The 21680-nt window shown below is 70.2% G+C and carries 25 protein-coding genes; 5 read left to right on the plus strand and 20 right to left on the minus strand.

All coding sequences use genetic code 11. The annotated features are described in order from the left end of the window. Positions 1-36: 36 nt before the first annotated feature. The 3 genes from J1M46_RS12350 to J1M46_RS12360 form a co-directional block, all read right to left on the minus strand. Entirely contained in the window at positions 37-1014 is a 978-nt protein-coding gene (locus tag J1M46_RS12350) for a Gfo/Idh/MocA family protein (protein ID WP_206448072.1), read from the minus strand. Positions 1015-1128: 114 nt separating this feature from the next. Next, positions 1129-1914 (minus strand): hypothetical protein, encoded by a 786-nt coding sequence (locus tag J1M46_RS12355; RefSeq protein WP_206448073.1) that lies wholly within the window; start codon positions 1912-1914, stop codon positions 1129-1131. Positions 1915-1964: 50 nt separating this feature from the next. Then, positions 1965-2456, minus strand: a complete 492-nt coding sequence (locus J1M46_RS12360; protein ID WP_206448074.1) for a hypothetical protein — start codon at positions 2454-2456, stop codon at positions 1965-1967. Positions 2457-3011: 555 nt separating this feature from the next. Here J1M46_RS12360 and J1M46_RS12365 point away from each other — a divergent pair. After that, positions 3012-3203: a hypothetical protein gene (locus tag J1M46_RS12365; RefSeq protein WP_206448075.1), complete on the plus strand. Its 192-nt coding sequence runs from the start codon at positions 3012-3014 to the stop codon at positions 3201-3203. A 55-nt stretch (positions 3204-3258) separates the two neighbouring features. Here J1M46_RS12365 and J1M46_RS12370 read toward each other — a convergent pair whose 3' ends face one another. Together J1M46_RS12370 and J1M46_RS12375 are read right to left on the minus strand one after the other, a co-directional pair. Continuing rightward, positions 3259-3903 carry a hypothetical protein gene (locus J1M46_RS12370; RefSeq protein WP_206448076.1) on the minus strand — a complete coding sequence of 215 codons (645 nt, stop codon included), beginning with the start codon at positions 3901-3903 and terminating at the stop codon, positions 3259-3261. Between the two features lie 26 nt (positions 3904-3929). Then, positions 3930-4823 carry a serine hydrolase gene (locus J1M46_RS12375; RefSeq protein WP_206448077.1) on the minus strand — a complete coding sequence of 298 codons (894 nt, stop codon included), beginning with the start codon at positions 4821-4823 and terminating at the stop codon, positions 3930-3932. Between the two features lie 102 nt (positions 4824-4925). Between J1M46_RS12375 and J1M46_RS12380 the strand changes: the two genes are divergently transcribed. After that, positions 4926-6200 carry an FUSC family protein gene (locus tag J1M46_RS12380; RefSeq protein WP_206448078.1) on the plus strand — a complete coding sequence of 425 codons (1275 nt, stop codon included), beginning with the start codon at positions 4926-4928 and terminating at the stop codon, positions 6198-6200. A gap of 128 nt (positions 6201-6328) precedes the next feature. On the opposite strand, the gene J1M46_RS12385 is transcribed toward J1M46_RS12380, so the two are convergent. The 4 genes from J1M46_RS12385 to J1M46_RS12400 form a co-directional block, all read right to left on the minus strand. Next, positions 6329-7951: a lipase maturation factor family protein gene (locus J1M46_RS12385; RefSeq protein WP_206448079.1), complete on the minus strand. Its 1623-nt coding sequence runs from the start codon at positions 7949-7951 to the stop codon at positions 6329-6331. A 53-nt stretch (positions 7952-8004) separates the two neighbouring features. Then, positions 8005-8382 carry a PIN domain-containing protein gene (locus tag J1M46_RS12390; RefSeq protein WP_206448080.1) on the minus strand — a complete coding sequence of 126 codons (378 nt, stop codon included), beginning with the start codon at positions 8380-8382 and terminating at the stop codon, positions 8005-8007. Then, a complete protein-coding gene (locus tag J1M46_RS12395; RefSeq protein WP_206448081.1) occupies positions 8379-8639 on the minus strand; it encodes a hypothetical protein in 261 nt (86 codons plus the stop codon). The genes J1M46_RS12390 and J1M46_RS12395 overlap by 4 nt, the downstream gene beginning before the upstream one ends. 107 nt (positions 8640-8746) lie before the next feature. Then, positions 8747-9619, minus strand: a complete 873-nt coding sequence (locus J1M46_RS12400) for a LysR family transcriptional regulator (protein ID WP_206448082.1) — start codon at positions 9617-9619, stop codon at positions 8747-8749. A 68-nt stretch (positions 9620-9687) separates the two neighbouring features. Between J1M46_RS12400 and J1M46_RS12405 the strand changes: the two genes are divergently transcribed. Beyond that, positions 9688-10635 carry an EamA family transporter gene (locus J1M46_RS12405; RefSeq protein WP_241249115.1) on the plus strand — a complete coding sequence of 316 codons (948 nt, stop codon included), beginning with the start codon at positions 9688-9690 and terminating at the stop codon, positions 10633-10635. An 82-nt stretch (positions 10636-10717) separates the two neighbouring features. On the opposite strand, the gene J1M46_RS12410 is transcribed toward J1M46_RS12405, so the two are convergent. From J1M46_RS12410 to J1M46_RS12425, 4 genes are all read right to left on the minus strand, one after another. Further along, on the minus strand, positions 10718-11104 hold the full coding sequence (locus J1M46_RS12410; RefSeq protein WP_206448083.1) for a hypothetical protein: 387 nt from the start codon (positions 11102-11104) through the stop codon (positions 10718-10720). Between the two features lie 278 nt (positions 11105-11382). After that, entirely contained in the window at positions 11383-12828 is a 1446-nt protein-coding gene (locus J1M46_RS12415; protein WP_206448084.1) for a phytoene desaturase family protein, read from the minus strand. Between the two features lie 297 nt (positions 12829-13125). After that, positions 13126-14517: an SIR2 family protein gene (locus J1M46_RS12420; protein ID WP_206448085.1), complete on the minus strand. Its 1392-nt coding sequence runs from the start codon at positions 14515-14517 to the stop codon at positions 13126-13128. A gap of 89 nt (positions 14518-14606) precedes the next feature. Next, positions 14607-15188, minus strand: coding sequence for a hypothetical protein (locus tag J1M46_RS12425; protein ID WP_241249116.1), 582 nt, complete (start codon positions 15186-15188; stop codon positions 14607-14609). A 130-nt stretch (positions 15189-15318) separates the two neighbouring features. On the opposite strand from J1M46_RS12425, the gene J1M46_RS12430 reads away from it, so the two are divergent. Next, entirely contained in the window at positions 15319-15921 is a 603-nt protein-coding gene (locus J1M46_RS12430) for a hypothetical protein (RefSeq protein WP_206448086.1), read from the plus strand. Between the two features lie 6 nt (positions 15922-15927). Here J1M46_RS12430 and J1M46_RS12435 read toward each other — a convergent pair whose 3' ends face one another. Continuing rightward, positions 15928-16863, minus strand: coding sequence for a Fic family protein (locus tag J1M46_RS12435; protein WP_241249663.1), 936 nt, complete (start codon positions 16861-16863; stop codon positions 15928-15930). Between J1M46_RS12435 and J1M46_RS15500 the strand changes: the two genes are divergently transcribed. After that, on the plus strand, positions 16756-16992 hold the full coding sequence (locus J1M46_RS15500; RefSeq protein WP_241249757.1) for a hypothetical protein: 237 nt from the start codon (positions 16756-16758) through the stop codon (positions 16990-16992). The genes J1M46_RS12435 and J1M46_RS15500 overlap by 108 nt on opposite strands. A 356-nt stretch (positions 16993-17348) precedes the next feature. Here the strand turns inward: J1M46_RS15500 and J1M46_RS12440 are convergent, their stop codons facing one another. The 6 genes from J1M46_RS12440 to J1M46_RS12465 all read right to left on the minus strand — a co-directional run bounded on the left by J1M46_RS12440 (position 17349) and on the right by J1M46_RS12465 (position 21605). Next, positions 17349-17624: a hypothetical protein gene (locus J1M46_RS12440; RefSeq protein ID WP_206448088.1), complete on the minus strand. Its 276-nt coding sequence runs from the start codon at positions 17622-17624 to the stop codon at positions 17349-17351. A 74-nt stretch (positions 17625-17698) separates the two neighbouring features. Further along, positions 17699-18526, minus strand: a complete 828-nt coding sequence (locus J1M46_RS12445; protein ID WP_206448089.1) for a GSU2403 family nucleotidyltransferase fold protein — start codon at positions 18524-18526, stop codon at positions 17699-17701. After that, complete coding sequence (locus J1M46_RS12450; protein WP_206448090.1) at positions 18514-19833, minus strand: hypothetical protein; 1320 nt, start codon at positions 19831-19833, stop codon at positions 18514-18516. The genes J1M46_RS12445 and J1M46_RS12450 overlap by 13 nt, the downstream gene beginning before the upstream one ends. After that, entirely contained in the window at positions 19742-20941 is a 1200-nt protein-coding gene (locus J1M46_RS12455) for a cytochrome P450 (protein WP_206448091.1), read from the minus strand. Before J1M46_RS12455 ends, J1M46_RS12450 begins: the two co-directional genes overlap by 92 nt. Before the next feature lie 89 nt (positions 20942-21030). After that, on the minus strand, positions 21031-21411 hold the full coding sequence (locus J1M46_RS12460; RefSeq protein ID WP_206448092.1) for a PIN domain-containing protein: 381 nt from the start codon (positions 21409-21411) through the stop codon (positions 21031-21033). After that, the gene (locus J1M46_RS12465; protein ID WP_206448093.1) at positions 21408-21605 is read right to left on the minus strand and encodes a type II toxin-antitoxin system VapB family antitoxin; all 198 of its coding nucleotides are present in this window, start codon (positions 21603-21605) and stop codon (positions 21408-21410) included. Before J1M46_RS12465 ends, J1M46_RS12460 begins: the two co-directional genes overlap by 4 nt. Between the last annotated feature and the right edge of the window lie 75 nt (positions 21606-21680).

A 21680-nucleotide genomic window follows, 5' to 3' on the forward strand; every position in this document is an offset into this window, starting at 1 on the left:
GGCGGCACCGCCGCAAGCGATTCGACGAGATTGGTCTCAGGCAGCGCGCAGCTGCGCGGCGATCTCGTCCATCACCCGCATGATGGCGACGGTCTCGTCGAGCGACATCAGCGGGCTCTCGAGCAGCCCGGCAGCCACGCAGCGCTCGACCTCCGCTGCCTGGAACTGCATGCCGCGTCCGCTCAGCTCGGGCTCGAACGACTCCGCGACGCCAGTGTGATCGGATGCGCTGCGTCGCGAGTACGCGGTCCACGAGTAGAACGACGGGTCGAGCTCGATGACGCCGCGGGTGCCCGCGATGGTGGCGCGGTTGGAGCCGAGCGTCTCCATCGAGAACGTGAGGGACGACATCCGCCCGCCTTCATGCTCGAGGATGGCGGCGCCCCGGTGGTCGACACCTGCGCCGTCGACGACGCCCGCCGCCTGGATGCGCGTGACCGGCCCGAGCAGGTCGTGTGCGAGCGAGACGCAGTAGACGCCGAGGTCGAGCAGCGCACCGCCGCCGAGCGAGGGCTCGATGAGGCGGCTGCCGGGGGAGAGGTCGAGCATCTGCGAGTGGTCGGCCGTCACGCTGATCACGTCGCCGAGATCGCCGGCGGAGATGCGCTCGCGCACCGCGAGCATGGTCGGCAGGAAGCGCGTCCACATCGCCTCCATCACGAACACGCCCTTCGCGCGGGCGGCATCGACGAGCGTCTGCGCGTCGTCGCCGGTGGTCGTGAATGCCTTCTCGATCAGCAGGTGCTTGCCCGCCTCGATCGCCAGCAGCGCGTGCTCGAGGTGGTGCGAGTGCGGGGTGGCGACGTAGACGATGTCGACGTCGGGATCGGCGACGAGCGCCTCATAGCCGGTGTGTACGTTGCGGATGCGGTGCTCGGTCGCGAAGGCGCTGGCGCGGGCCGCGTCACGGCTGCCGACCGCGGCGATGCGGTGGCCGCCGGTGGCGAGGTCGCGCGCGAACATGTGGGCGATGCGGCCGGCGCCGAGGATGCCCCAGCCGAGTGTCGAGTGCATGCGGCGACTCTACGACCCGGCCGGCGTGGGCGGATCTCCCCCGCCCGATGACGCGGCGGACGACCCCACGCGCTGACCGCTGTCGCTGCTGGCGCCGGCCGTCGCCGAGCGCGATCAGCCGCAGCCCGCGGCCGACGGATTGGCCAGGCAGTCGCCGTCGGTCAGCACGGTGTCGACCTCGAACACCTTCACGCTGGCGGCCGGCGCGTCGACGGGCAGGGTGCCGGGAACCGCGAACCAGCCGCTACCGGCATCGACCTCCGCGGTGAAGATGACGGTGACGGATGCGGTCACGTCGTCCCGAGTCGAGTACGTGTGGCTCGTGGCCGTCTCCGTCCACGACTCTTCGGCGCCACGCCACGCGGAGCCGGCTGCCTCGGTCTCCTCGACGGCGCCGTCGCCGTAGTCGAAGCGGTAGGAGCTGGGCGTCCAGCGCACCTGGATCGGGGTGTCGAACAGCTCGCCGTCCATCGTGTGCGTCTCGGCGGTCGCGTAGAAGTTCGTCGGCGTGCCCACGACGCCCCAGCCTTCGGGCTCGACGACCAGCTCACCGACGAGCGGGGTGAACCGCGCGATGTCGGCCATCGTGACCGCTCGAACCGGGTCTGCGGCGACGGGGTCGGGAGGAGCGGGATCGGCCTCGCCGACGATCGGCGGAGTGTCGTAGTAGCGGGCACACGCCGTCGGGTCTCGCCACGTCGGGCACGGGTCGTAGAGGTTGGGATCTGAGCCGCCCGGTGCCGGGCCGGCGTAGCCGCCAGAGTTACCGCCCCCGTCTTCGTCGACTGGCGGTGCCGGGTAGGCGATCACGCCGCCAACGACGAGTTCGCCCGTTTCCGGGTCGAGAACGCACGTCCCCATCGCGATCTCGATCGGAGAACATGAGGCGTCACTGTTCATGGGGATCGGCGCGAGGGCTGAAACGAGAGCAACCAGGGCGAGTGCGACTGCTACTCGCATATCGCTTGGTCCTGGATCGGATCGAGCGATGCCAGCAGCAACCTTGAACTATCGTCGCGCGGCACGAACGTCGCAGACCAGGCCACCAGGCCGCTGGGCTCCTGCATCGAACCGTCTGGGTGCGTAGTCGTGATGTTGCGACCATCGGTGCAAAGATGCGTTGAGATCCGGTCGTCGGACCGGTCGACGAGTGCGAGGTCTACTACCTCCAGGACGCCGCGGCTGGTCGTTCCGTCATCGATAACCGCCTGCACATCTTGTGCCCACTGCGCTGCGAGCTCGCGCGTTGCGTACTCCTCGAAGTCGGTTGCACTCGCGGACCCCGCCGCCATCTGCTCGTCCACCGTTTGGTAAAAACTGTCAAACGACTCCCGCGCTTCAGCGAGTACCTCGTCATCGCTCGGCTCGGGCGGCGTGCAGCCGACGAGCACCAGCGCCGCGATCGAGGCGAGCGCGATACCTGACGTGAGCCGAGCGAGCATGCGGGCAGGTTACGCGACCGGGCCGGATGCGCACCGGCACTATCCACAGGCGAGCAGAACCACAGCCTTTGGGGGACACCATTCACGGCGGCAAAGAAAGTTCGAGAAAGTTTGTGAATGGGCTTGCAATTCGCCGTGCCGTCGTTATACCTTCGTCATTGTGAACTTCTACGCCCACGAGAAAGGAGGAGCTCGCGATGTTTGACACGATCATCCTGACCGCTGGAGCCCTTCTTCCGGGCGGGGTCTCCTAGCGGAGGACGCAGCGGCTGAACGAAGACGGCGCCTCACCGGCACCGCTTCTGCCAGGCCACAGCAGGCTTGCTACCCCTGCGTCTCGCTTCATCACTGATCGCCCACGGGCGACACGTGCCGCGCCGACCTCTCGGTCGGTCGTTGACACATCCGTCGCCATTCGCGCATCTGCACCAGCGCCATTCGCGCATCCGCTCGAATGCACGGTGCTATTCGTTGCGTCATTCCTTCGCAATTCATTGTGCGATATTCGCTGCCCATTGGAGGGGCGATATCGCCGTGCCAGAAAGCAGAACACTCATGTCATATTCGACCCACCAGCTGCCTGCATCGCGCAGAGCAGCGCTGAGCGCATCGCAGCTGCTCGCCCGCTGGGCCCTCGGGGCCGACGCCGATGAGCAGCGGAACCGCGAATCCCGCGCCTACGAGGACGCCCTCGAAGCGCGCGAGCAGCGCAACCTCGACGCCCTCGCACGCCAGCTGCTGGCGTGATGCGTGCCGCACGCGCGGGGCCGCCCCATCACCGGGGCGGCCCCGCTTCGGCGTTTCAGGGGCAGGTGCGCTCGCCCTCGGCGACCTGCCGCACCTCCGAGACGAGCATGCGCCCGTCCTCGGCCATCGCGAAGCCGACGAGCAGCTCGCGCATGTGCGCGCCATCGGCGACGACCTCGCCGGTCTCGGCGAGCACGAGCCGCAGGTCGCTGACGTCGTGGCAGACGTGCGCGACCATCGCATCGAGGTCGCGCAGCATCGCGAACGACTCGACGCGCGGTCGGCCCTCGACGCGACCGCCCGTCTCAGCGATCTGCTGCCGCTGATCGAGCTCCCACGTCACCTGCTCGGGCGTCGCTGCCTGCTCGAGCAGCGCGCGGTCGATCGCAGCGTCGCCCGTCAGCCCCGCGACCAGCTCGAGATAGATGTCGTAGGCGCCGAACGCCCGTGGCTCCAGCACCGCCCAGGCCTCGTCATCGAGCGCCTCGGACGACGGCGGATGCGTCGGCTCGGCAGCCGACCCGGCCGGCGGTCCGGCAGATGGCACGGCAGGTGATTGGGTCGGCGGCACGGTGGGTGACTGGGTGGGCGGCTCGACTGGCGGCACCGCAGGCGGCAGTGCCACGCAGCCGGCGAGCAGGCCGATGCCGGTGAGGGCGGCAAAGGCGAGAGCGGAGGAAGGGGATCGGCGTCGGAGCATGCGGGCAAGATAGGTGCCCGCGGTGCTCACCCGCGATCGCTCTCCACAGCCTCCCGCAGCAGCTCGCCGATCGCGCGCATCGATGCCAGCACGGCGAAGCGCGCGTCGCCGACAGTGGATCCGCCGGCAGTGGCCCCGCCGGCAGCCGTCGCGCCCGCAGCCGTCCCGCCACCGGCAGGCCCCGCAGCGGCGGCCGGCCAGTTCGCGATCGCCGCGTAGACGAGCGTGCGCGATCGCCCGCGGACGATGCCGGCGTCTGCCCGCACGCCGGAGTCCGTGCCGGTCTTGTTGACCAGCGAGATCGGGCTGGCCTCAGCGCCGTGCGCGAGCGGATCGAGCGCGAACGCCGACGCCACCATGCTCAGGTCGAGCGAGTGCCGCAGCCACCCGCGCACCCGCTCGCTCACCGCCGGCGAGCCGAGCGTGCCCGCCTCCAGGCGCGACAGCAGCGCCACCAGCCCGGCGGCCGAGGCGCTGCCGAGCCGCGGCGGATGCTCCGGCAGCCGCTCGTCGCGCACGGCATCGTGCAGCACCACGTCACCGACCCTGAGCCGCGCGCTTTCGCGGGCCACCGCATCCGTCCCCACCCGCTCGAGCAGCACATTGGTGGCGAGGTTGTCGCTCGCGGCGCCGACCAGCGTCGCGGCGTCGTCGACGGTCAGCGTGCGCTGCGCGAGGTGCTGCCAGATGCCCGAGTCGCCCACGGGCGCCACGCTCGCGCGGTCGAGCGGCTCGTCGGCGGCGAGCTCGCCCGCCTCGATGAGCGCCGCGCAGGTCGCCAGCAGCAGCAGCTTCGGCACCGATGCGGCCGAGCGCACCGCGTCGGCCTGGTGCTCCAGCACGGTCTCGCCGGTCGCCGCATCGCGCACGAGCACCGACCAGGCGGCGGCGCCGGTGAGGGGCGGATGCGTCGGGCTCATGGCGTCTCCGTCGATGCGAGGGCGGGTGGTGACGAGGCGTGCGGGAAGTCTACGGAGGCGATGCCACTGCCGCGCGCGGCCGCCCGGGGCTAGGTTGGGGCCGTGGCCCGACCAAAGGAACCGCCGCAGCACCCTGCCGAACCTGCCGGGCGCCGCGACGCATCCGCCGACGACGCCGATCGGGCCGACGGCCCCGAGCGGGTCGACGCCCCCTCGCGGGTCGATGGTGACCCGCCGGCCGACGCCGGCGAGCTGCTGCACGGCGCCGAGCAGGTGATCGGCTCGATCACACCGCAGGCGAGGGAGGGCGCGCGCGTCGCGAAGCGGAGCGTGCAGCGGGCGGTGCCGCTGTTCCGCCTCGCGATCGCGGTGCGCACGGCGATCGCCGCGATGGTCGCCTGGCTGATCGGCTCCCAGACGGGCGGCGACTTCGACAACTATGCCTACGCGGCTCCGCTGGGCGCCTTCGTGGCGGTCGGCACGACCGTCTTCACGATCGGCCGCACCGCGCTGCAGCAGGCGATCGGCATGGCCGGCGGCGCCGTGCTGGGCCTGCTCATGATCCGGCTCGACTGGAACGGCATCCTCGAGATCGGCCTGATCGGCCTGGTCGCCGTGCTGCTGCAGGGCGTGCCGCGCTTCAGCCAGGGCGCGATGGTGGTGCCGGTGGTGGCGGTGCTCGTGATCCTCTTCGGCGGCGCCAATCCCGACCGGTATGCGATCGGGTACGTCGGCCAGTTCGCGCTCGGCATGGCGGTCGGCGTGATCGTCAACGCGCTCGTGCTGCCGGCGCTCTACGACAAGGAGACGCGCACGCAAATCCGGGAGGCCGTCGACGACCTCGCGCAGCGCGTCGACGTGCTGGCCGAGACCATGCACGGCCCGTGGCCGCCGGAGCGGCGGGACTGGGCCGGGTGGGGGTCGGAGCTGCGCGCGGTGGTCGAGCAGCTCGATCAGCAGGTGAGCGAGGCGCGCGAGGCACGACGATTCAATGTGCGGATGCTGTGGAACCGTCACGACCTCAGCGTCGACGAGCGCGCACTGGCGGCGCTGCGCGCGGTGGTGCACCGGATGGGGGATGTGCTCGACGCGGTCGCGAGCACCGCGTGGGAGCACCCGATGGGCATCGACATCGAGCAGGACGAGCGGCAGCTGGCAGCGGATGCGGTGGCGGCGCTCGCCGCGCACATCCACGCCTGGCACGACCTGGGTGACGTGCCCGCCGCATCCGCTGCTTCGCAGGATGCGATCGACGCCCTCTACCGGCGCGTGATCAGCGTCGACGAGCCCCAGTCGGGCCTCGCCTCGGTGATCTTCGCGCTGCGGGCGATCCGGGAGCGGATCGACTGGGCGGCGAGCGAGCAGCCGGAAGCCTGAGCGGGTGGCAGCGGCTCGCAGGCGGGACCCGTTCGAGATTCGGGGACCCGTTCGAGCCTCTGGGACCTGTTCGAGATTCGGGGTCCCGTTCGAGCCTCTGGGACCTGTTCGAGATTCGGGGTCCCGTTCTAGCGGGTCCCACGATCTCGGAGGGGTCCGCTGGCAATCGGCGGCACCAGCAGCCCGCGATCCTCGCGCATCCAGACCTGGCCGGTCGCACGGTGCTCGGCGTGCGTCGCGAAGCGGTAGCGGTAGATGCGCGCCCGCACCGCCGCGGGCCGTTCGCCGTCGAAGGGGTCGTGGCCGAGCAGCCGCAGGGTCGCCGGGTCGGCCTCGAGCAGCTTCACGAGCAGCTCGCGGAACCACGGCCCGTGCGAGCCCAGTGCCAGGAACCACATCAGCCAGTCGAGCCGCAGGTGGTAGGGCGCGAACCAGCCGGGCACGCGCCGCACGTCACCGGGCTTGCCCTTGAAGCCGTACTCCACCCATCCGTCGTCGTGGTCGTCGTCTGCGGCGTCACCCGACGCATCCGCCCCGACTGCCTGGTCGGCTGCCGCCCCGGCTGTCGCCGCCGGGAGCCCCTCGATGACGATCTCGTCGCGGTGCTTCGTGACCGTGCCGAAGGCGCCGTAGGCGTTCGCGAGCCGCAGCCGGTTGAACGAGGCGTTCATGAGCTGGCGGCGCGAGAAGAGGTTGCGCACCGAGGGGATCGACAGCCACAGGTACCAGACGAAGACGAGCACGACGAGGATGCTGAACCACACGGGCGTCGGCTCGTAGGCATGCGTCGGTGGCCCGTCGGCAGCGCGCCAGCCGGGCAGCAGCCAGGCCACCGCGCGGTCGTCGACGGCGGCGAAGGCGAGCGCGATCGTGATCCAGTTGAGCCAGGCGAAGTTGCCGGTGATGACGAGCCAGAGCTGCGTGAGGATGACGATCGCGGCGGCGACCGTCGCGATGGCGCCGAAGGCGGCGCTGATGGCGGCGGCTGAGCCAGCTGCGCCCACCGCCGCGCCGTCGTCGCCGGGCACCGCGCCGGTCGCCGCGACCGCCGCGACGAGCAGCACCCACGGCGCGACCAGCTGCGCCACGTGGTTGCCGAGCACCTCGCCCTGGTGGAACCAGCGCGGCAGCAGGTGCGCGGTGCGGCTGAGCGGCCCCGGCATCGGCTGCGTCTCGTGGTGGTAGGTGAGCGCGGTGAGGTCGCGCCACTCGCGCCCGCTGCGGATCTTGATCATGCCGGCGCCGAACTCGAGGCGGAACACCAGCCACACGACCAGCAGGAGCGTCAGGGTCGGGGGCGCCGACGCATCCGACCCCAGGAACGCCACGAGGAACCCCGCCTCGCACAGCAGCAGCTCCCAGCCGAAGCCGTAGAAGACCTGGCCGATCGGGAGGATGGAGAGGTAGACGATCCAGAGCGCGAGGAACGCGAGCATCGGCAGCCACGGCGGGCCGAGCTGCGGCAGGCCGGCGACCAGGGTGAGCGCGATCGCGATGCAGATCAGGCAGAGGATGCGCAGGGCCCGGTCGGAGTAGTGCCAGCGGAAGATGCTGGGTACGCCGTCGAGGCCGCCCGCCTGGATGTATCGCGGGGCGGGCAGCAGGCCGCGCTCGCCCAGCAGCGCCGGGAACTGCAGCAGCGTCGAGAGGAACGCGACGGCGAAGATCGCGGCGGTGCCGCGCTGCAGGACCTGCCGGGCGAGCTCGGCGTGCGGGGCGTCGAGCCAGGCGATCGTCGCTGCCCAGTCCATGCGTCACCTCCTGCAGCAAGCGTCACGCCCCGGCGCGGCGCGGGCAACCCCCGTCAGGGCAGAACGGTGACGCCGCGTGAGCGGGCGACCTCGGCGAGCCGGCGGTCGAACGTCGCGAGCGGCAGGCCGAGGTGCTCGGCGATCACGAGCGCACAGCAGTCGGGCATCCGCAGACCGGTGACCGCCCGCACGCGCGCGAGTGAGAACGCCTCGTCGGGCGAGGGCTCTGCGGCGCGGATCCGGAGCTCCTCCAGCGCCGCTCGCGCCCTCGCCTCCTCGCCCTGCCGCACGGAGTAGACGAGCGCCTCGCCCAGGTTGACCGAGTGCATCACTGCGGACGCATTCGCCTCGAGCACGGTGTACGCGAGGTCGTAGTGGACATCGCTGCGGTTCCAGGCGGCGATCAGGATCCCGGCATCCAGGACGATCACTCCGGCCAGCCCTTGCGCAGCTCCTCGAGGTAGTCCGTTGGGATGCCGCGATAGAGGTCGGCCATCGCGTCGAGCGCAGCGATACGTCTCCTCTGGCTCTCCGCCCGATCGGCTTCGAGCCGCGTCGCGCCGACGGTCGCGAGCCGCTCGATCAGTCGGGAGCGCGGCTCGCCGGGCCACTCCTGTTCGGCGAGCGCGAGGGCGCGCGCCAGCGCATCGGTCTCGGTGACCTGGTAGCGCGGGCGGGTGGTCGGCATGGTCATAGAGTACCTCCGCGATTCGAGGTGGTACACCTACCAGATCGCGCCGCCTGCGCGGTGCAGTCGTCCACAGGGGCGCGGATTCGCTGGTGCCGCCCGACGCGTCAGCCGCGTCGCCCGCCGCTGCCGTACGCGGCGGTGACCGCATCGATCAGCTGCGTCAGCCCGGCTGGCGCCTCGTCACGCCACCAGGCGAGGCGCACGGCGATGCGCGGGCCGTCCTTCACCGAGCGGAAGCGGATGCCGGGGCGGGCGTGGTGGTGCGCGGTCGCCTCGGCGGTGGTGCCGACGCCGCGGTTCGCCGCGATCGCATCGAGCCAGCTGTCGACGTCGGTCGACTCGATGGTGCGGGGCGGATGCGGTGCGTCGCTCCAGAGCTCGAGGTTGGTTGTTCCGGCGCGCGGGTCGATGAGCACCGTGCGCTCGGCGATCTCGGCAAGGCTGAGCGATCGCCGTCGTGCCCATTCGGGGTCGTCGGCGGGGAAGGCGACCAGCCGGCGCTCGAGCCCGACGACCACCGACTCGAACCGCTGCTCGTCGACGGGCCGCCGCACGATCGCGACGTCGCAGCGGCCCTCGGCGAGCCCAGCGGTGGGGGAGTTGTGCCGCACGAGCTCCAGCTCGAGCTGCGGGTGCTGCTGCGCCCACTCGCGCTGCACGCGGGCCGTGTGCTGCCCGAGCGCCACCCACGCGTAGCCGAGCTTCAGCGCGCCCTGCCGCGAGCGCAGGAACTCGGTGAAGCGGTCGGCCTCCGCGATCACCCGCCGGGCATGCGGCAGCAGCTGCTGCCCGGTGCCGGTGGGCTCGCAGCCGCGGGGCACCCGGCGCAGCAGGCGCTCACCGACGGTGCGCTCGAGGCTCGCGATCGTGCGCGAGACGGCCGCCTGCGAGGTGAAGAGCTCGGCCGCCGCATCGGTGAACGAGCCCGCCTCGACCGCGGTCACGAACACGCGCAGCTCGCGCAGGCTCCAATCCATATCGCGAGCGTATGGCAGCCGCACGACATGCACTAGGTGTTTGGCGGATGCGTTCGTACGGTCAGGGCATGGAGACCATCGGCACGGGCGGCGCGGGCGCCACCGGCGACACCGGCGGCCGCGCGCCCGCGCGACCCGACGCATCCGCCCGCCCGCAGCAGCGCCGCGGTGCCATCGCGCTCATGCTCACCGCCGCCGCTTCGAACCAGTCGGGTGCCGCACTGGGCGCGATGGCGTTCCCGGTGCTCGGGCCCGTGGGAGTCGTGGCCGTGCGGCAGGTCGCGACGGCGATCATGCTCACGGCGATCGTGCGGCCGGCGCTGCGGGGCATGAGCGGGCAGCAGTGGCGGCCGATCCTCGGGCTCGCGCTGGTGTTCGGCGTGATGAACCTCAGCCTGTACGCGGCGATCGAGCGCATCGGGCTCGGGCTCGCGGTGACGCTCGAGTTCCTCGGCCCGCTCGCGGTCGCGGTGGTGACCTCGCGGCGGGTGCTCGACATCGGCGCGGCGGTGCTGGCGGGCGCCGGCGTCGTCGTGCTGACGCAGCCCGGACCGACCACCGATGTGCTCGGCATCGCGCTCGCGCTGCTGGCCGCGGCGTCCTGGGCTTGCTACATCCTGCTCAACCGCACGCTCGGGCAGCGGCTGCCGGGGCTGCGGGGCACGGCCGCTGCGGGGCTCGTGTCGGCGGTCGTGTGGGTGCCGATCGGGGCGGTCTGGTTCGTGCTGCACCCGCCGACGCCGGCGGCGATCGCGCTCGCCATCGGCTGCGCGGCGCTCGCCTCCGTCGTGCCGTACATCGCCGACCTGCTGGCGCTGCGCCGCGTGCCCGCGCACGTGTACGGCACCTTCGCGAGCGTCAACCCGGTGCTGGCGGCGATCGCCGGCTGGCTGCTGCTGCAGCAGGCGCTCGGGCTCGGGCAATGGATCGGCATCGCGCTGATCGTGCTGAGCAACGTGGCGGTCTCGGTGCGGGGCCGCACGCCGACCGCAGCCGTCGCGAAGCGTCGCTGGTAGGTCAGCCGCAGGAGCTCGGCCGATGCCTGGCTGCTCGCGCAGCAGTAGCGCATGACGTGCGGCGTCCTGCGCGGCCCTCGGTTCAGCGCGTCTTCTCTCGCAGTTGGTAGACGCGCGCACGACTGATGCCCAACAGTCGAGCCGTGTCGTCGGCGCTGATGTGCGCGTCGCGAAGCGTCTGCACGGCGCTTCTCCGTGTGCTCGCGGCCATTCGCGCCTGCTGGCGCGCAGCCGCATCGAGGCGCTCGGCTTCGGTCCATCGCGCTATGGCGACTTCAGGTGTCGTGACGTGCACGTCGACGTCGAAATCGGCGGGTTCGATGTCGAGCCAGAGTGCGATGACGTCGCGGCCCATGACCTCTACTTCGGTGAGGCGATGGGCCTGGGTGTGCAGTTCGAGCTCTGGGATGGCGATGATCCACCAGCGGCCCTCTCGAGTGACGTCCAACCGGTACGTCTTGCGCTTCATCGCCGCTCACCTCCATGCGTCGGGGACGAACCCGACCGCTCGCTCGATATCCCGCAGCACTTTCGGCGAGATCCGGCTATGACGGGGAATCGGAATCGACCGTGACGCAGCTCTCGACCAGAGCGTGTGATTGCCCCGATCGCGCTGCACCGAGTACCCCTGCTGGCGCAAAAACTGCTCCACGTCCCGCCGCCTCGCTTCCTTCATGAGGGTAAGGTAGGCCGGTCTAGACATGCAAGTGCAGCCCGGTCTGGAACCTGTGGAGAACTCGGTAGGGCTCAGTCCAGATCCCGCAGCGCCGCGTGCGCCGCGTGCCAGCCGCTCATGCCGTGCGCGCCGCCGCCGGGCGGAGCCGACGACGAGCACAGATATATAGCGGATGCGTCGCCGCGCCCCGTCGTCGGCACCCGGTAGGGCGACACAAGGGTGGGTCGCATCAGCTGCTGCGTGCCGGCGAGGGAGCCGCCGCCGATGGCGCCGCCGACCAGGTTGGGGTTCCACGACTCGAGGGCCGCGGGCGGGGTGGCGATGCGCTTCAGGATGCGCTCGCGGAAGCCGGGCGCGAAGCGCTCGATCTGCGCCTCGATCGCGGGCACGGCGTCGCCGGGATAGCCGTTCGGCACGTGCGCGTACGCCCACAGGATGTGCTTGCCCGCGGGCGCGCGCGTCGGGTCGGCGGCGGTCGGCTGGCAGGCGAGCACGAAGGGTCGCGCTGGCATGCGGCCGGCGGCGACGTCGCGCTCGGCCGCGGCGATCTCGCCGATGGTGCCGCCCAGGTGGATGGTGCCGGCGCCGGTGACCCGCTCGTCCTCCCACGGCACCGGCCCGTCGAGCAGCCAGTCGACCTTCGACACCGCCGGGCCGTACTTCCAGCCTGCGAGCCGCCGCGTGTAGCCGGGCTCGAGCTCCAGCCCGCCCAGCCGCAGCAGCTGGTGCGGGGTGAGGTCGAGCAGGGTGAGATCCGACGGAGGCAGCTCACGCAGGTCGGTCACCTCGACGCCGGTCTCGATGCGGGCGCCGGCGGCGACCGCGACGCGAGCCAGCGCATCCGAGATCCCCTGTGAACCGCCCTTCGCGAACGGCCAGCCGGTGGAGTGGCCGACGCCGCCGAAGGCGATGCCGAAGGCGCTCGTGAGCGGATGCTCGAGGGGCAGGGTCGCGTGCGTGGCAGCGCCGGCGAACAGCGCCCGAGCGGCGCCGGAGCGGAAGATCGCGGGCGCGAGCATCGTCGCCGGCCACGCGCCGCGCAGGCCGAGGCGCGCCAGCAGCAGCGGGTGCTCGGGGATGCGCACGAGCGGCGAGAGGATCGCCTCGGCGATGTCGTAGGGGCGCTCGGTCGCGGGCGCGTGCAGCCGCAGCCAGGCGTCGCGGTCGACGCCGAGCTGGCGGGCGGTCTGCTCGGCGTCGCGGTGCAGCAGGGCGGCGCGGCCGCCGGGCAATGGGTGGGCGAGCGGGTAGTCGGCGTGCACCCACTCGAGCCGGTGCTCACCCAGTTCCGGCTCCTCGAGCCCGAGCGCACGGAAGGCGGCGCTGGTGACGCCGAAGGGGTGGGCGGCCGAGCCGAGGTCGACGATCGTGCCCTCGCCGAGGGTGGCGGCGGAGGAGGTGGCGCCGCCGATGGTCGGCAGCCGCTCGACGACGGTGACGTCGACGCCGGCGCGGGCGAGCACGGCGGCGGCGGTGAGCCCGTTCGGTCCGGCGCCGACGATGGTCGCGGTGATCATGCAGCTCCCGGGCAGTTGGCTGTAGCCATCATCCCTGATGATCTTTCGCGTTGGCGATGCCAGTGCAACCTTCGCTTGCGTCGCACGAGATCGGGCATCGCTCGCGCTCTATGACGCCTTCTTGGGCTGGCTGCGAACGATCATGCGGCCCTGCGGCTTAGACCCGGACACGAATTTGCCAGTCACAGCACTCTTCTGCACTCGAACCGTGTACGAGCCGGTCTTCGAGTTGCGCGGGTTCGAACTGCTCTTCGTGGTCATCGGTCCTCCTGACGTGCGGCCAACGATAGCCCTCTTTTATGTGAACGAGACACGATTCAGTCGTGTTCCCCACTCGCCGCTCAGTTGTTCCACCACGCTCGACCAATCGTCTTCGACGTCGAGCAACGGCGCAGCGTCTCCATCGAGCCCGAAGGTTGCGACCGCCGCGGCGATCTCGGGCAGGCGACCGTCGCCGACGAAGATTGGGATGGCGAGGACCGACTGCCAGGTGGGACTGACACCCGTTTGCCTATGTACGCCCTTGAGTTTGACTTCCTCTGCCGCAATGGCCTCGCCCGCGATCCACAAGCTGTCATGACCTGTGGGGATTCGCTTGAGATTCTCAGCCGTCATGTACTGATGGCCCTCCGTCGACCATCGCGCGAGCTTGCCATGACCATCCGCGAGCCAGAGCGTGGCGCGATGGACATCGACATGCAACGCGCTCGCGATTCTTTTGGTGTCCTCCGCGAGCGCTTGAGAGTACTGGAGTTGCACTTCAAGAAACTGCTGCTCATGACTTGACCACACCTGTCTGGCACGCTCGCGTGGCGCTCGGTAGCCGGGAGAGCCGGCGAATTGGAGTTCGCGGATCACTATGGCGACGTCGGCAAGATCTTGCATGGTGAGCGCGGACAATCCGATCGACTGCCACTCCGCGGTGAGTGCCTGTTCGATGGCATTGAAAGTTTCGCGGTCGAGCCCGAGGCCTTCGCGTGCGATCGTGACCAATGCCGTGTGAGGCGGTCGTTCGTCGCGCAGAATGACATGCAACCAGTGACGGATGTCAGGATCCCGATAAGAGGTGCCAGCGAGCAGGATCGGTCCCCGCTGCAGGGCGGCTGACAGGAAACGGCGTTGCCAGGCATGCTCATCGGACACGAGTTCGGCATAGTCGCGATAGCCGACGATCGGAGAAATAGCGTCGTCGTCGAAGACAACCCCGTGCAGATGGTGCACGGTCGGAACCCCTGGTTCGTCCACTCCGTCGCAGCCCACAACAACGCCATCACCGGAAGTCAGTACCGCGTCTTCAAGCAGCGTGTCGAAGTTCAACGTCGCAAGCGTCGTGGAGTCGGGAAGTTGCGCGTGATGGCCAGCGGCGGCGAGGTGAAGCGGCGACGGCACTGGGTCCGACGTGCCGTCGCCGAAGAGCGCAGTGCCGAGAAGCTGTGGCCACCGGTCCCCGGCGAAGACGCGGGCGGCTTCCAGGACGATCGTGTGGTCTTGTTTGCTGAGCAGGATACGAGCGTTCTCCTCTGTGGTGACGAGACCGCTCAGGGTCGCGAGCCGGGTCGCGAATTCATCCCATTGAGGCAAGCCAGATGGCGCAGATGCACCTGCGCCGAGCACAATGGTCAGATGTGCGTCGCCGCCGAGAGCCGCGAAGCGATCGACAGCTTCTGCATCGATGTCGGGAGCGCTCATGTTGCGAGGCTAACGGTGCGCGTCCGCTTTCGCTGTCTACGAGCAAGCACCTGTGGAGCGCTTTCGGACTGCTGGTCCAACGCCAGTAATCAATGCCGTCCCGGCAGGAAGCGCTCACGCACCGTCTCGTGCGCGACGAACTGCAGCTCGGTGATCTGCTGCTCGGCACGGCGTCGCAGCGCCTCGAGCATCCGCACCTCGAACCGCGGGTCGTCCTCTGCGAGCGTCAGCAACGCATCCCACATCGACACCTTCGCCCGCACCATGCCGGTGAGCACGTCGAGCTCGAGCTGCGCCATCGAGCCGCCGCGCATGCGCAGGACGTTGACCGGGTTCGCGCTGCCGCCGGTGCGGAAGGCGAGGGTGAGCAGGCGCTTCCAGCCCGCGGGCCGGTAGCCGAGCCGCTCGATCAGCAGCGCCAGATCCTTGCGGTCGCGGGCGATCTCGTCGGCGAGCGCGCGCAGCGTCTGCTCGTGGCGGGTGCCGGCCCAGGTGCCGGCGGCGGCGTCGAACGCCTTCAGCCCGCCCTCCGAGGCGAGCAGGTGCTCGTTCAGGTAGGCGGCGAGGTGGTCGTGGGCGTCGTCGTCGGCGCTGTGGTGATCAGTGCGGTGGTGATCGGCGCGGTGGTGATCAGCACGGTCGTCCTCCGCACTGCGCTGCTGCTCGGTCATGCTGGCCTCCCGACCGGATGTGTCCCCCAGCCTTGCGCGGCGGATGCGTCGCCGCAAGCCGGTCCTGCACGAGTCTCGCACCACACGGCTGGGTCGATACCGTTGACGCAGCACCTGTGAGGAGGAACCCATGCCCGAGCTCGCGAACGGCCAGTACGTCTCGCAGGCCGACGCCGTGCGCCAATGGTGGCCGGCCGCCCGCGAGGTGCTGCTGGAGACGGCGCGCGACTACGGCGCCTGGATCACCTATCAAGACCTGAGCGAGCGCATCCAGTCGAGCACCGGCATCACAACCCGGCAGCCGGTCGAGGAGTGGATCGACCGCGTGCTCGGCAGGGTGGGGGCGGATGCGGTGGAGCGCGGGGAGCCGCAGCTCACGTCCCTGTGCGTCACGGCCGAGCGCCGCATCGGCAGCGACTATCCCGGTGTGCCGGCCGGCACCGACGAGCGCACCCGCGAGCGGGTCGCCGCCGAGGACCGGCTCGCCTGCTACCGCCACTTCGGCGCGACGATGCCCGCCGACGGCGGGAACCCGGTCGTGCTGGCACCGCTGCCCGAGCGCGCGCAGCGGCAGCCGCGCCGCACGGCCTCCGGCGGGGCCACCCGCAGCCGCGCGTCGACGGCCGCGGCACCACCGGCGCCGGCGCTCCGCGAGACCACCTGCCTCAACTGCTTCATGGTCGTCCCGGTCGCCGCCACCTGCCGCGACTGCGGCGATCCGCTGCCGGCCTGATCGCATTCAGCGCGACTCGGGCGATGCTGGAACTCCAGAGTGCGGCGGGCTGGCGCTTGTGTCGAATCGCGTCGACGCCAGCTGTCGTTCCGTGACCGTGATCAGATCCAGGATCTCGCGGGAGACGAATGCGCGCGCCCGGGTGCCCGTCGAGCGGGTCTCGAGGATTCCGGCATCGCGCAGGTCCCCGAGGGCCCGAAGCGCGGCGTTCTCGGAGACGCCGTGGATGCGCGTCACGGTCGTCGCGGTGAGCACGGGTGTCGAGGGAAGGTCGGCGAGGATCTGCACGAGAGCGGAGTCGCTGCGCAATTGACGCTGTCGACCAGTGTCCGAACGGTGTGCTTCCACCTGAGCAGCCCAGCGCTCACGCAAGGCGGCGATCTCATCGCGCAGGATCTCGGCTCGTTCAGCGGCCTGCAACATCGAGGTCGCGAAGAACGTCAACCAGCTCGCTCGGGCTTCGTGAGCAGCGGCGCTCGTGGGGGGTGCGTCGTATCGGTAGGAGGTCAGACCATCGATGTATTTATCGCGGAACGTCGCGAGCACAAGACTCACGGGCACGACCGCGTTGACGGTGAGCCCGCGGCGGGTGAGCACGGTGTGGATGAGCGCGCGGCCGACGCGCCCGTTGCCGTCCGTGAACGGGTGGATCGTCTCGAACTGCGCATGCACGAGCGCAGCCTGCACGATCGGCGCGTGTGTTGCGCCCGAGAGGTATGCCGCCAGGTCGTCGAGCAAGGCAGGCACGTGCTCGGGCTGCGGTGGCACGAACGCCGCGTCAAGCGGGTGCCAGGCCGATCCTCCGATCCAGTTCTGCACTGTGCGGATGCCGTGGTGGCGCGGTTCGTCGGCGAGCAGTGCGCGATGCAGGCGGTCGATGGTCGCAGCGTCGACGGTCGTCTCGTCCGCCAGTCGCGTCGTCGCTTCGCGCACGATGGTCATGTTCCGCGCAACGAGTCGCGCTTGCTCGCCGAACGTGCGGATCTCCTCATGTTCAGCCAGCTCGGCGAGCGCGATCTGGCCCGCGGAGGGAGCGATGCCCTCGATGCGCGAGGAGGCGATCGCCTCTGACCGAAGCAGGAATCGGGCGATGCCGGCGAGGTCGGCGCCGCCGGCCCCATGATCGAGTGCTGCGACGGCACGCTCGGCCTGCGCGAGCAGCGCATCGAGCTCGGGTGTGGTGGTGACGGCCATCCCCACGAGAAGGTCAGGCTCGTAGGAGCGGAATGCGCCTCCGCGCCGAGCATCGCGAGCGAGACCTGGGTCATCGCGCGCTGTCCAGTCGCGCCCGGTCCAACCCGCCATCAGTTGACCCCTATCCGTTGCTTCGTGCCCCGTTAGCCACACTTTATATCTCTAAAGTGTGACAAGCCCAGGGTTGGCCACCATTTAGACGCCGGCGGATGACACTACCCAGGCCCGCGGCCTCATCCCTCCGGCGTGAACCGCAGCGGGCAGCGGATCGGGCCGGTGTTGCCGGAGACCGGCAGCCACTCGCCCGGGCCGTCGGCAGCGACATCCGGCATCCGCTGTGCGAGCCGGGGCAGGGCGACGGCCATGTCGGTGCGGGCGACGAAGTGGCCGAGGCAGTGGTGCACGCCGCCGCCGAAGCCCGAGTGCAGCGGCCGGTCGTGGATGCGGATGTCGAAGGCCGCGTGCTCGGCCATGGCGCGCTCGTCGGTGCCGATCGAGTGCGAGAGCACCTGCACGATGCCGCCGGCGGCGATGCGCAGGCCGTGCAGGTCGACGTCCTCTCTGGCACGGCGACCCGGTGGGCCTACACCCTCGTCTCGAGGGCCACTATCAGATCCTGCGCCAGCAGACTCGATGCGAGGGCAACCTGAGCCGGGTCGCCGACGAGCGCCTCGGCTTGACCCGCGAGCTGCGACCCTCGAGCTTCCACTCCGGCCGCGAAGAGCTCCGTCAGATAGCCGATGGCGTCGCGGGTGGCGCGCATCGAGATCGCGTCGCCGCTCAAGGCCGTCAAAGACTCGGCCAGCGCGTCTGTGCTCACGGCAACGAGTAGCCGATAGACGTCGTGCGCATCCTTTGCATCGATCCGCTTCGGCGCGTCCAGGCGCTCGTAAAGCTTGTGCAACTTCGCCACCAATAGCGCTGCTGGGCCGGCCACGCTGACGGCGAACGCTCGTGAGTCGGCCTCTTCAAAGGAGCGAATCTCCGACGGCACGTTGTCGACGAGCACTGCCTCGAGACCCACCGCACGGCGCATCGCACGCTTGTCGTGCGGTGGCACCTCGACCGAGCGCCGACCGCGTCCCGCCACCGTGGCAGGGATCAGCAGATCGACGGGAACCCAGTCACGTGAGCGCCAGGTGCCGAGCGCATCCTGGTCGGGATCAGGGACGAACCCAGCCGCCGTCATCGCCTCTTGGATCAGCGGGTCCGCACCGAGCCGGCTCGGGTCGACCGCGAGGTCCGCGTCGCTCGTGAACTCCGCAAGCGCCACTTCTGCGCTGCCCGTGTGGATGTAGATCGCCTGGGCACCGACAAGGATCACCGCGTCGCGGTGCGTGCCCAACGCCTCCAGTGCGTCGAGCAGAGCGCGACGGGCGCGCACGACCTCCGGATCGATCACTGTCGCCATGCTCCTTCGTTCTGCAGCATCCAGGCGATGAGCTCTTCAGCCTCGCCCGGGTTGCGTCCGGGGCCGTTGAGCAGATCGGCCGCCACCTGGGACGGCGAAGCGAGCGTGATGCCGTCGCGCGCCAGCCGGGTATTCAAGAACACCGCGCTTTCCTTCACCGTCGGCTCGATCAGGATCACGTTCGGTGCGGTCTCCGTCGGTCGGAGCTGCAGCCATTCGGCGGCACCCTCGAGGTCTTCGACGTACGCGAAGGCGGCCCTTGCGGGAGCGTACGGTGCCCACTCGCCAGCGGCGACGCTGCCGGTGAATGCGTAGCGAAATCCCGGATCTCGTGTCGCGCGGGAGCGCATTGCTGGCAGCCCACGAGGCTCGAGGTAGCGGCGGCTGATGCCGGCCTCGAGCCCCGAGTGCTCGGTGGCCCACTCGCGCAGGAGCTTCGGCCAGTCCGGCACGCGATAGGTCGCACCGGTCTGCTCCAGGAGGCCCTCCTCAAGCAGGTAGTCGCGCACCCGGTATGTCGCACCGGTCGACGCACCGGATCTCTTGATGACCTCGGAGATCGAAAGCGGGTTCGCGCAATCGAGTAGCGTGCGCACGACTCGTGCGGCCGGCTCACCCTTCAAGCTGCCTCGAGGCCTACCGGGCTGACGCCAAGGATCCTTGTCGGTCACCCGATCCGAGAGGAAGATCGCTGGCCGGTCGATCGAGATGCGCACATTGCCTGTGGCGTCGGCGTAGTTGATGCCGAGCTGCTCCAGGTCTGCGCGCACCAGCGGTGGAAGATAGCGCGCGACGAGCACTCCTCGCGCACTGCCGCCGCGTGCCGATCGGTATGTATCAAGCTGCTGGCTGACGCGCCCCAGATCGCGTCGCTCGACCGTTTGCTTCGCTTCGACGACGAGGTCAGCCGACGTCCCTGTCGGGTCGCTGATCGTCAGGATCGCGTCCGGGCTGCTCGTATCAGCAGGAAGGTCATCCTTCTGGGTGAGGGTCCAGCCGGTGGGCAGCGGCGCGCGCAGGAGTCGCACGATCCGACGGAGCACCTGCTGCGTCGATACGGGCCGTGCCTCGTCCATTGTGCGCCCGACCTCCGAAAACATGTATCCTCCACCGGCGGTGGAATCATGGAGTTTCCCGAATCTAGCATGGGTTCGCGATGGATACGAGAGGACGAACTGCCGACGAACGAGTCGCAGGCAACGCAGACTGCTGCGGTCACCCCGCCGGCGTGAACCGCAGCGGGAAGCGCACGGGGCCGGTGTTGCCCGAGACCGGGAGCCACTCGCCCGGGCCGTCGGCAGCGACATCCGGCATCCGCTGCGCGAGCAGGGGCAGCGCGACGGCCATGTCGGTGCGGGCGACGAAGTGGCCGAGGCAGTGGTGCACGCCGCCGCCGAAGCCCGAGTGCAGCGGCCGGTCGTCGATGCGGATGTCGAAGGGCGCGTGCTCGGCCATGGCCCGCTCGTCGGTGCCGATCGAGTGCGAGAGCACCTGCACGATGCCGCCGGCGGGGATGCGCAGGCCGTGCAGGTCGACATCCTCGATCGCCTCGCGCGTCACCCAGGTGACGGTCGGCGCGACGCGCATGACCTCCTCGACGGCGCGCGCGCCGAGCTCGGGCTGCTCGGCGAGCAGGGCCCATTGGTCCGGATGCGCGAGGAACGTCTGCAGGGCGAGGCCCAGCTGGTTGCGGGTCGTCTCCATGCCCGCGAACGCGAGGAAGACCAGCGCGACCGACAGCTCGTGGCGACTGAGCGCATCCGACCCTTCATGTGCGGCGATCAGGGTCGAGACGAGGTCGTCCTGCGGCTGCGCCTGGCGGTCGGCGATGACCTGCTCGATGTAGCCGCTGAGGCCCTCGAGGGCCGCCTCGATGCGCGGCAGATCGGCCCGCACGTTGATGCCGAACGACTTGCCGAGGTCGTCGGCCCAGTGCGCCACCTGCGGCCACTCGTCGTCGGGCAGCCCCAGCAGCATGCAGAGGATGCGCGAGGAGTACGGTTCGGCGAACTCGCTGACGAACTCCACCTCGCCGCGCCCGGCGAAGCCGTCGATGAGCTCATTGGCGAGCGCCTGGAAGCGCGGCCGCATCGACTCGATCGTCTTCATGCGGAACGCCGGCCCGAGCAGCCGCCGCAGCCGCAGGTGGTCGTCGCCCTCGATGCTCAGCAGCGTCTGCTGCCACCACTCGCGCCAGGGCCCGTCGTGGATGCCGTTCTGGTCGGGCCACTTGGCGTTGCCCTGCTGGAAGCGGCGATCCTTCAGCAGCGCCGTGCCCTCCTCGTAGCGCAGCACCGCCCAGCCGTACGGCGTCTCGGCGTACCAGCCCTCATCGCGTGCATCATGCACAGCGGATGCGGTGACGTCGAAGGCGGGATCGGCGAGGTCGAGGAAGCGGGGTGCGGGAGCGGCCATGCCTGAGCCTAAGCCGCCGGGCAGGTTGCGGAGACGGTTTCACGCTGACCGGCCAATCAGGCGCGCTTGGCGTCGACGTCCAGCGCTTCTCAGCTGCTGTCGGTCTCGTCGTACGTAGCGATGGCCGCCCTTCGGCACGCCGCTGCCAGTCGCTTGTCGCGTGTCCAGAGCCGCGCCCCGGGCGTGAGCGCCACTGCTCCCAGCAGATGGGCATCGACGGTGCTGAGCCCTTGTCCCCAGAGCCGACGCTTGTCGACGAGCGTGAGCAGCTCGAGATGCGAGAGCGCCGGCAGCGCAACCAGATTGGCGAGCAGCCCGAGGAAGGCTGCGCGGTCGTGCATTGAACCCAATGCGAGCTCTTCGATGACGAGCGGATGGCATCCGACCGCGTCCTCGGTCAGGAACTCGATGAGCTGCGGCTCCGGGGCGCGCAGGTGATCGATCCAGACAGAGGTGTCGACCAGGATCACGCTGCGCCGCTCCGCCGGCGCGGTGCTGCCGCGGCGTGCGGGTCGGTGCCGCCGAGCGCCGCGAGCCGTCGGGCGCTCTCCACCCGGATCAGCGCTTCCAGTCCTGCACGCAGCAGTGCCGATCGTTCGGTCACGCCGGTCAACTCGATCGCGCGTGCGATCAGCTCGTCATCGATCGTCACGGTGGTGCGCATCGAGGCCCCTTTTGCATCAGTACTCGCATCATATGATGCCCGAATTGGCGCAGCAAGAGCACGGAAGTCTGCGGG

Source organism: Agrococcus sp. KRD186 (assembly GCF_017168255.1).
In the GTDB taxonomy this organism is placed as follows: Bacteria; Actinomycetota; Actinomycetes; order Actinomycetales; family Microbacteriaceae; genus Agrococcus.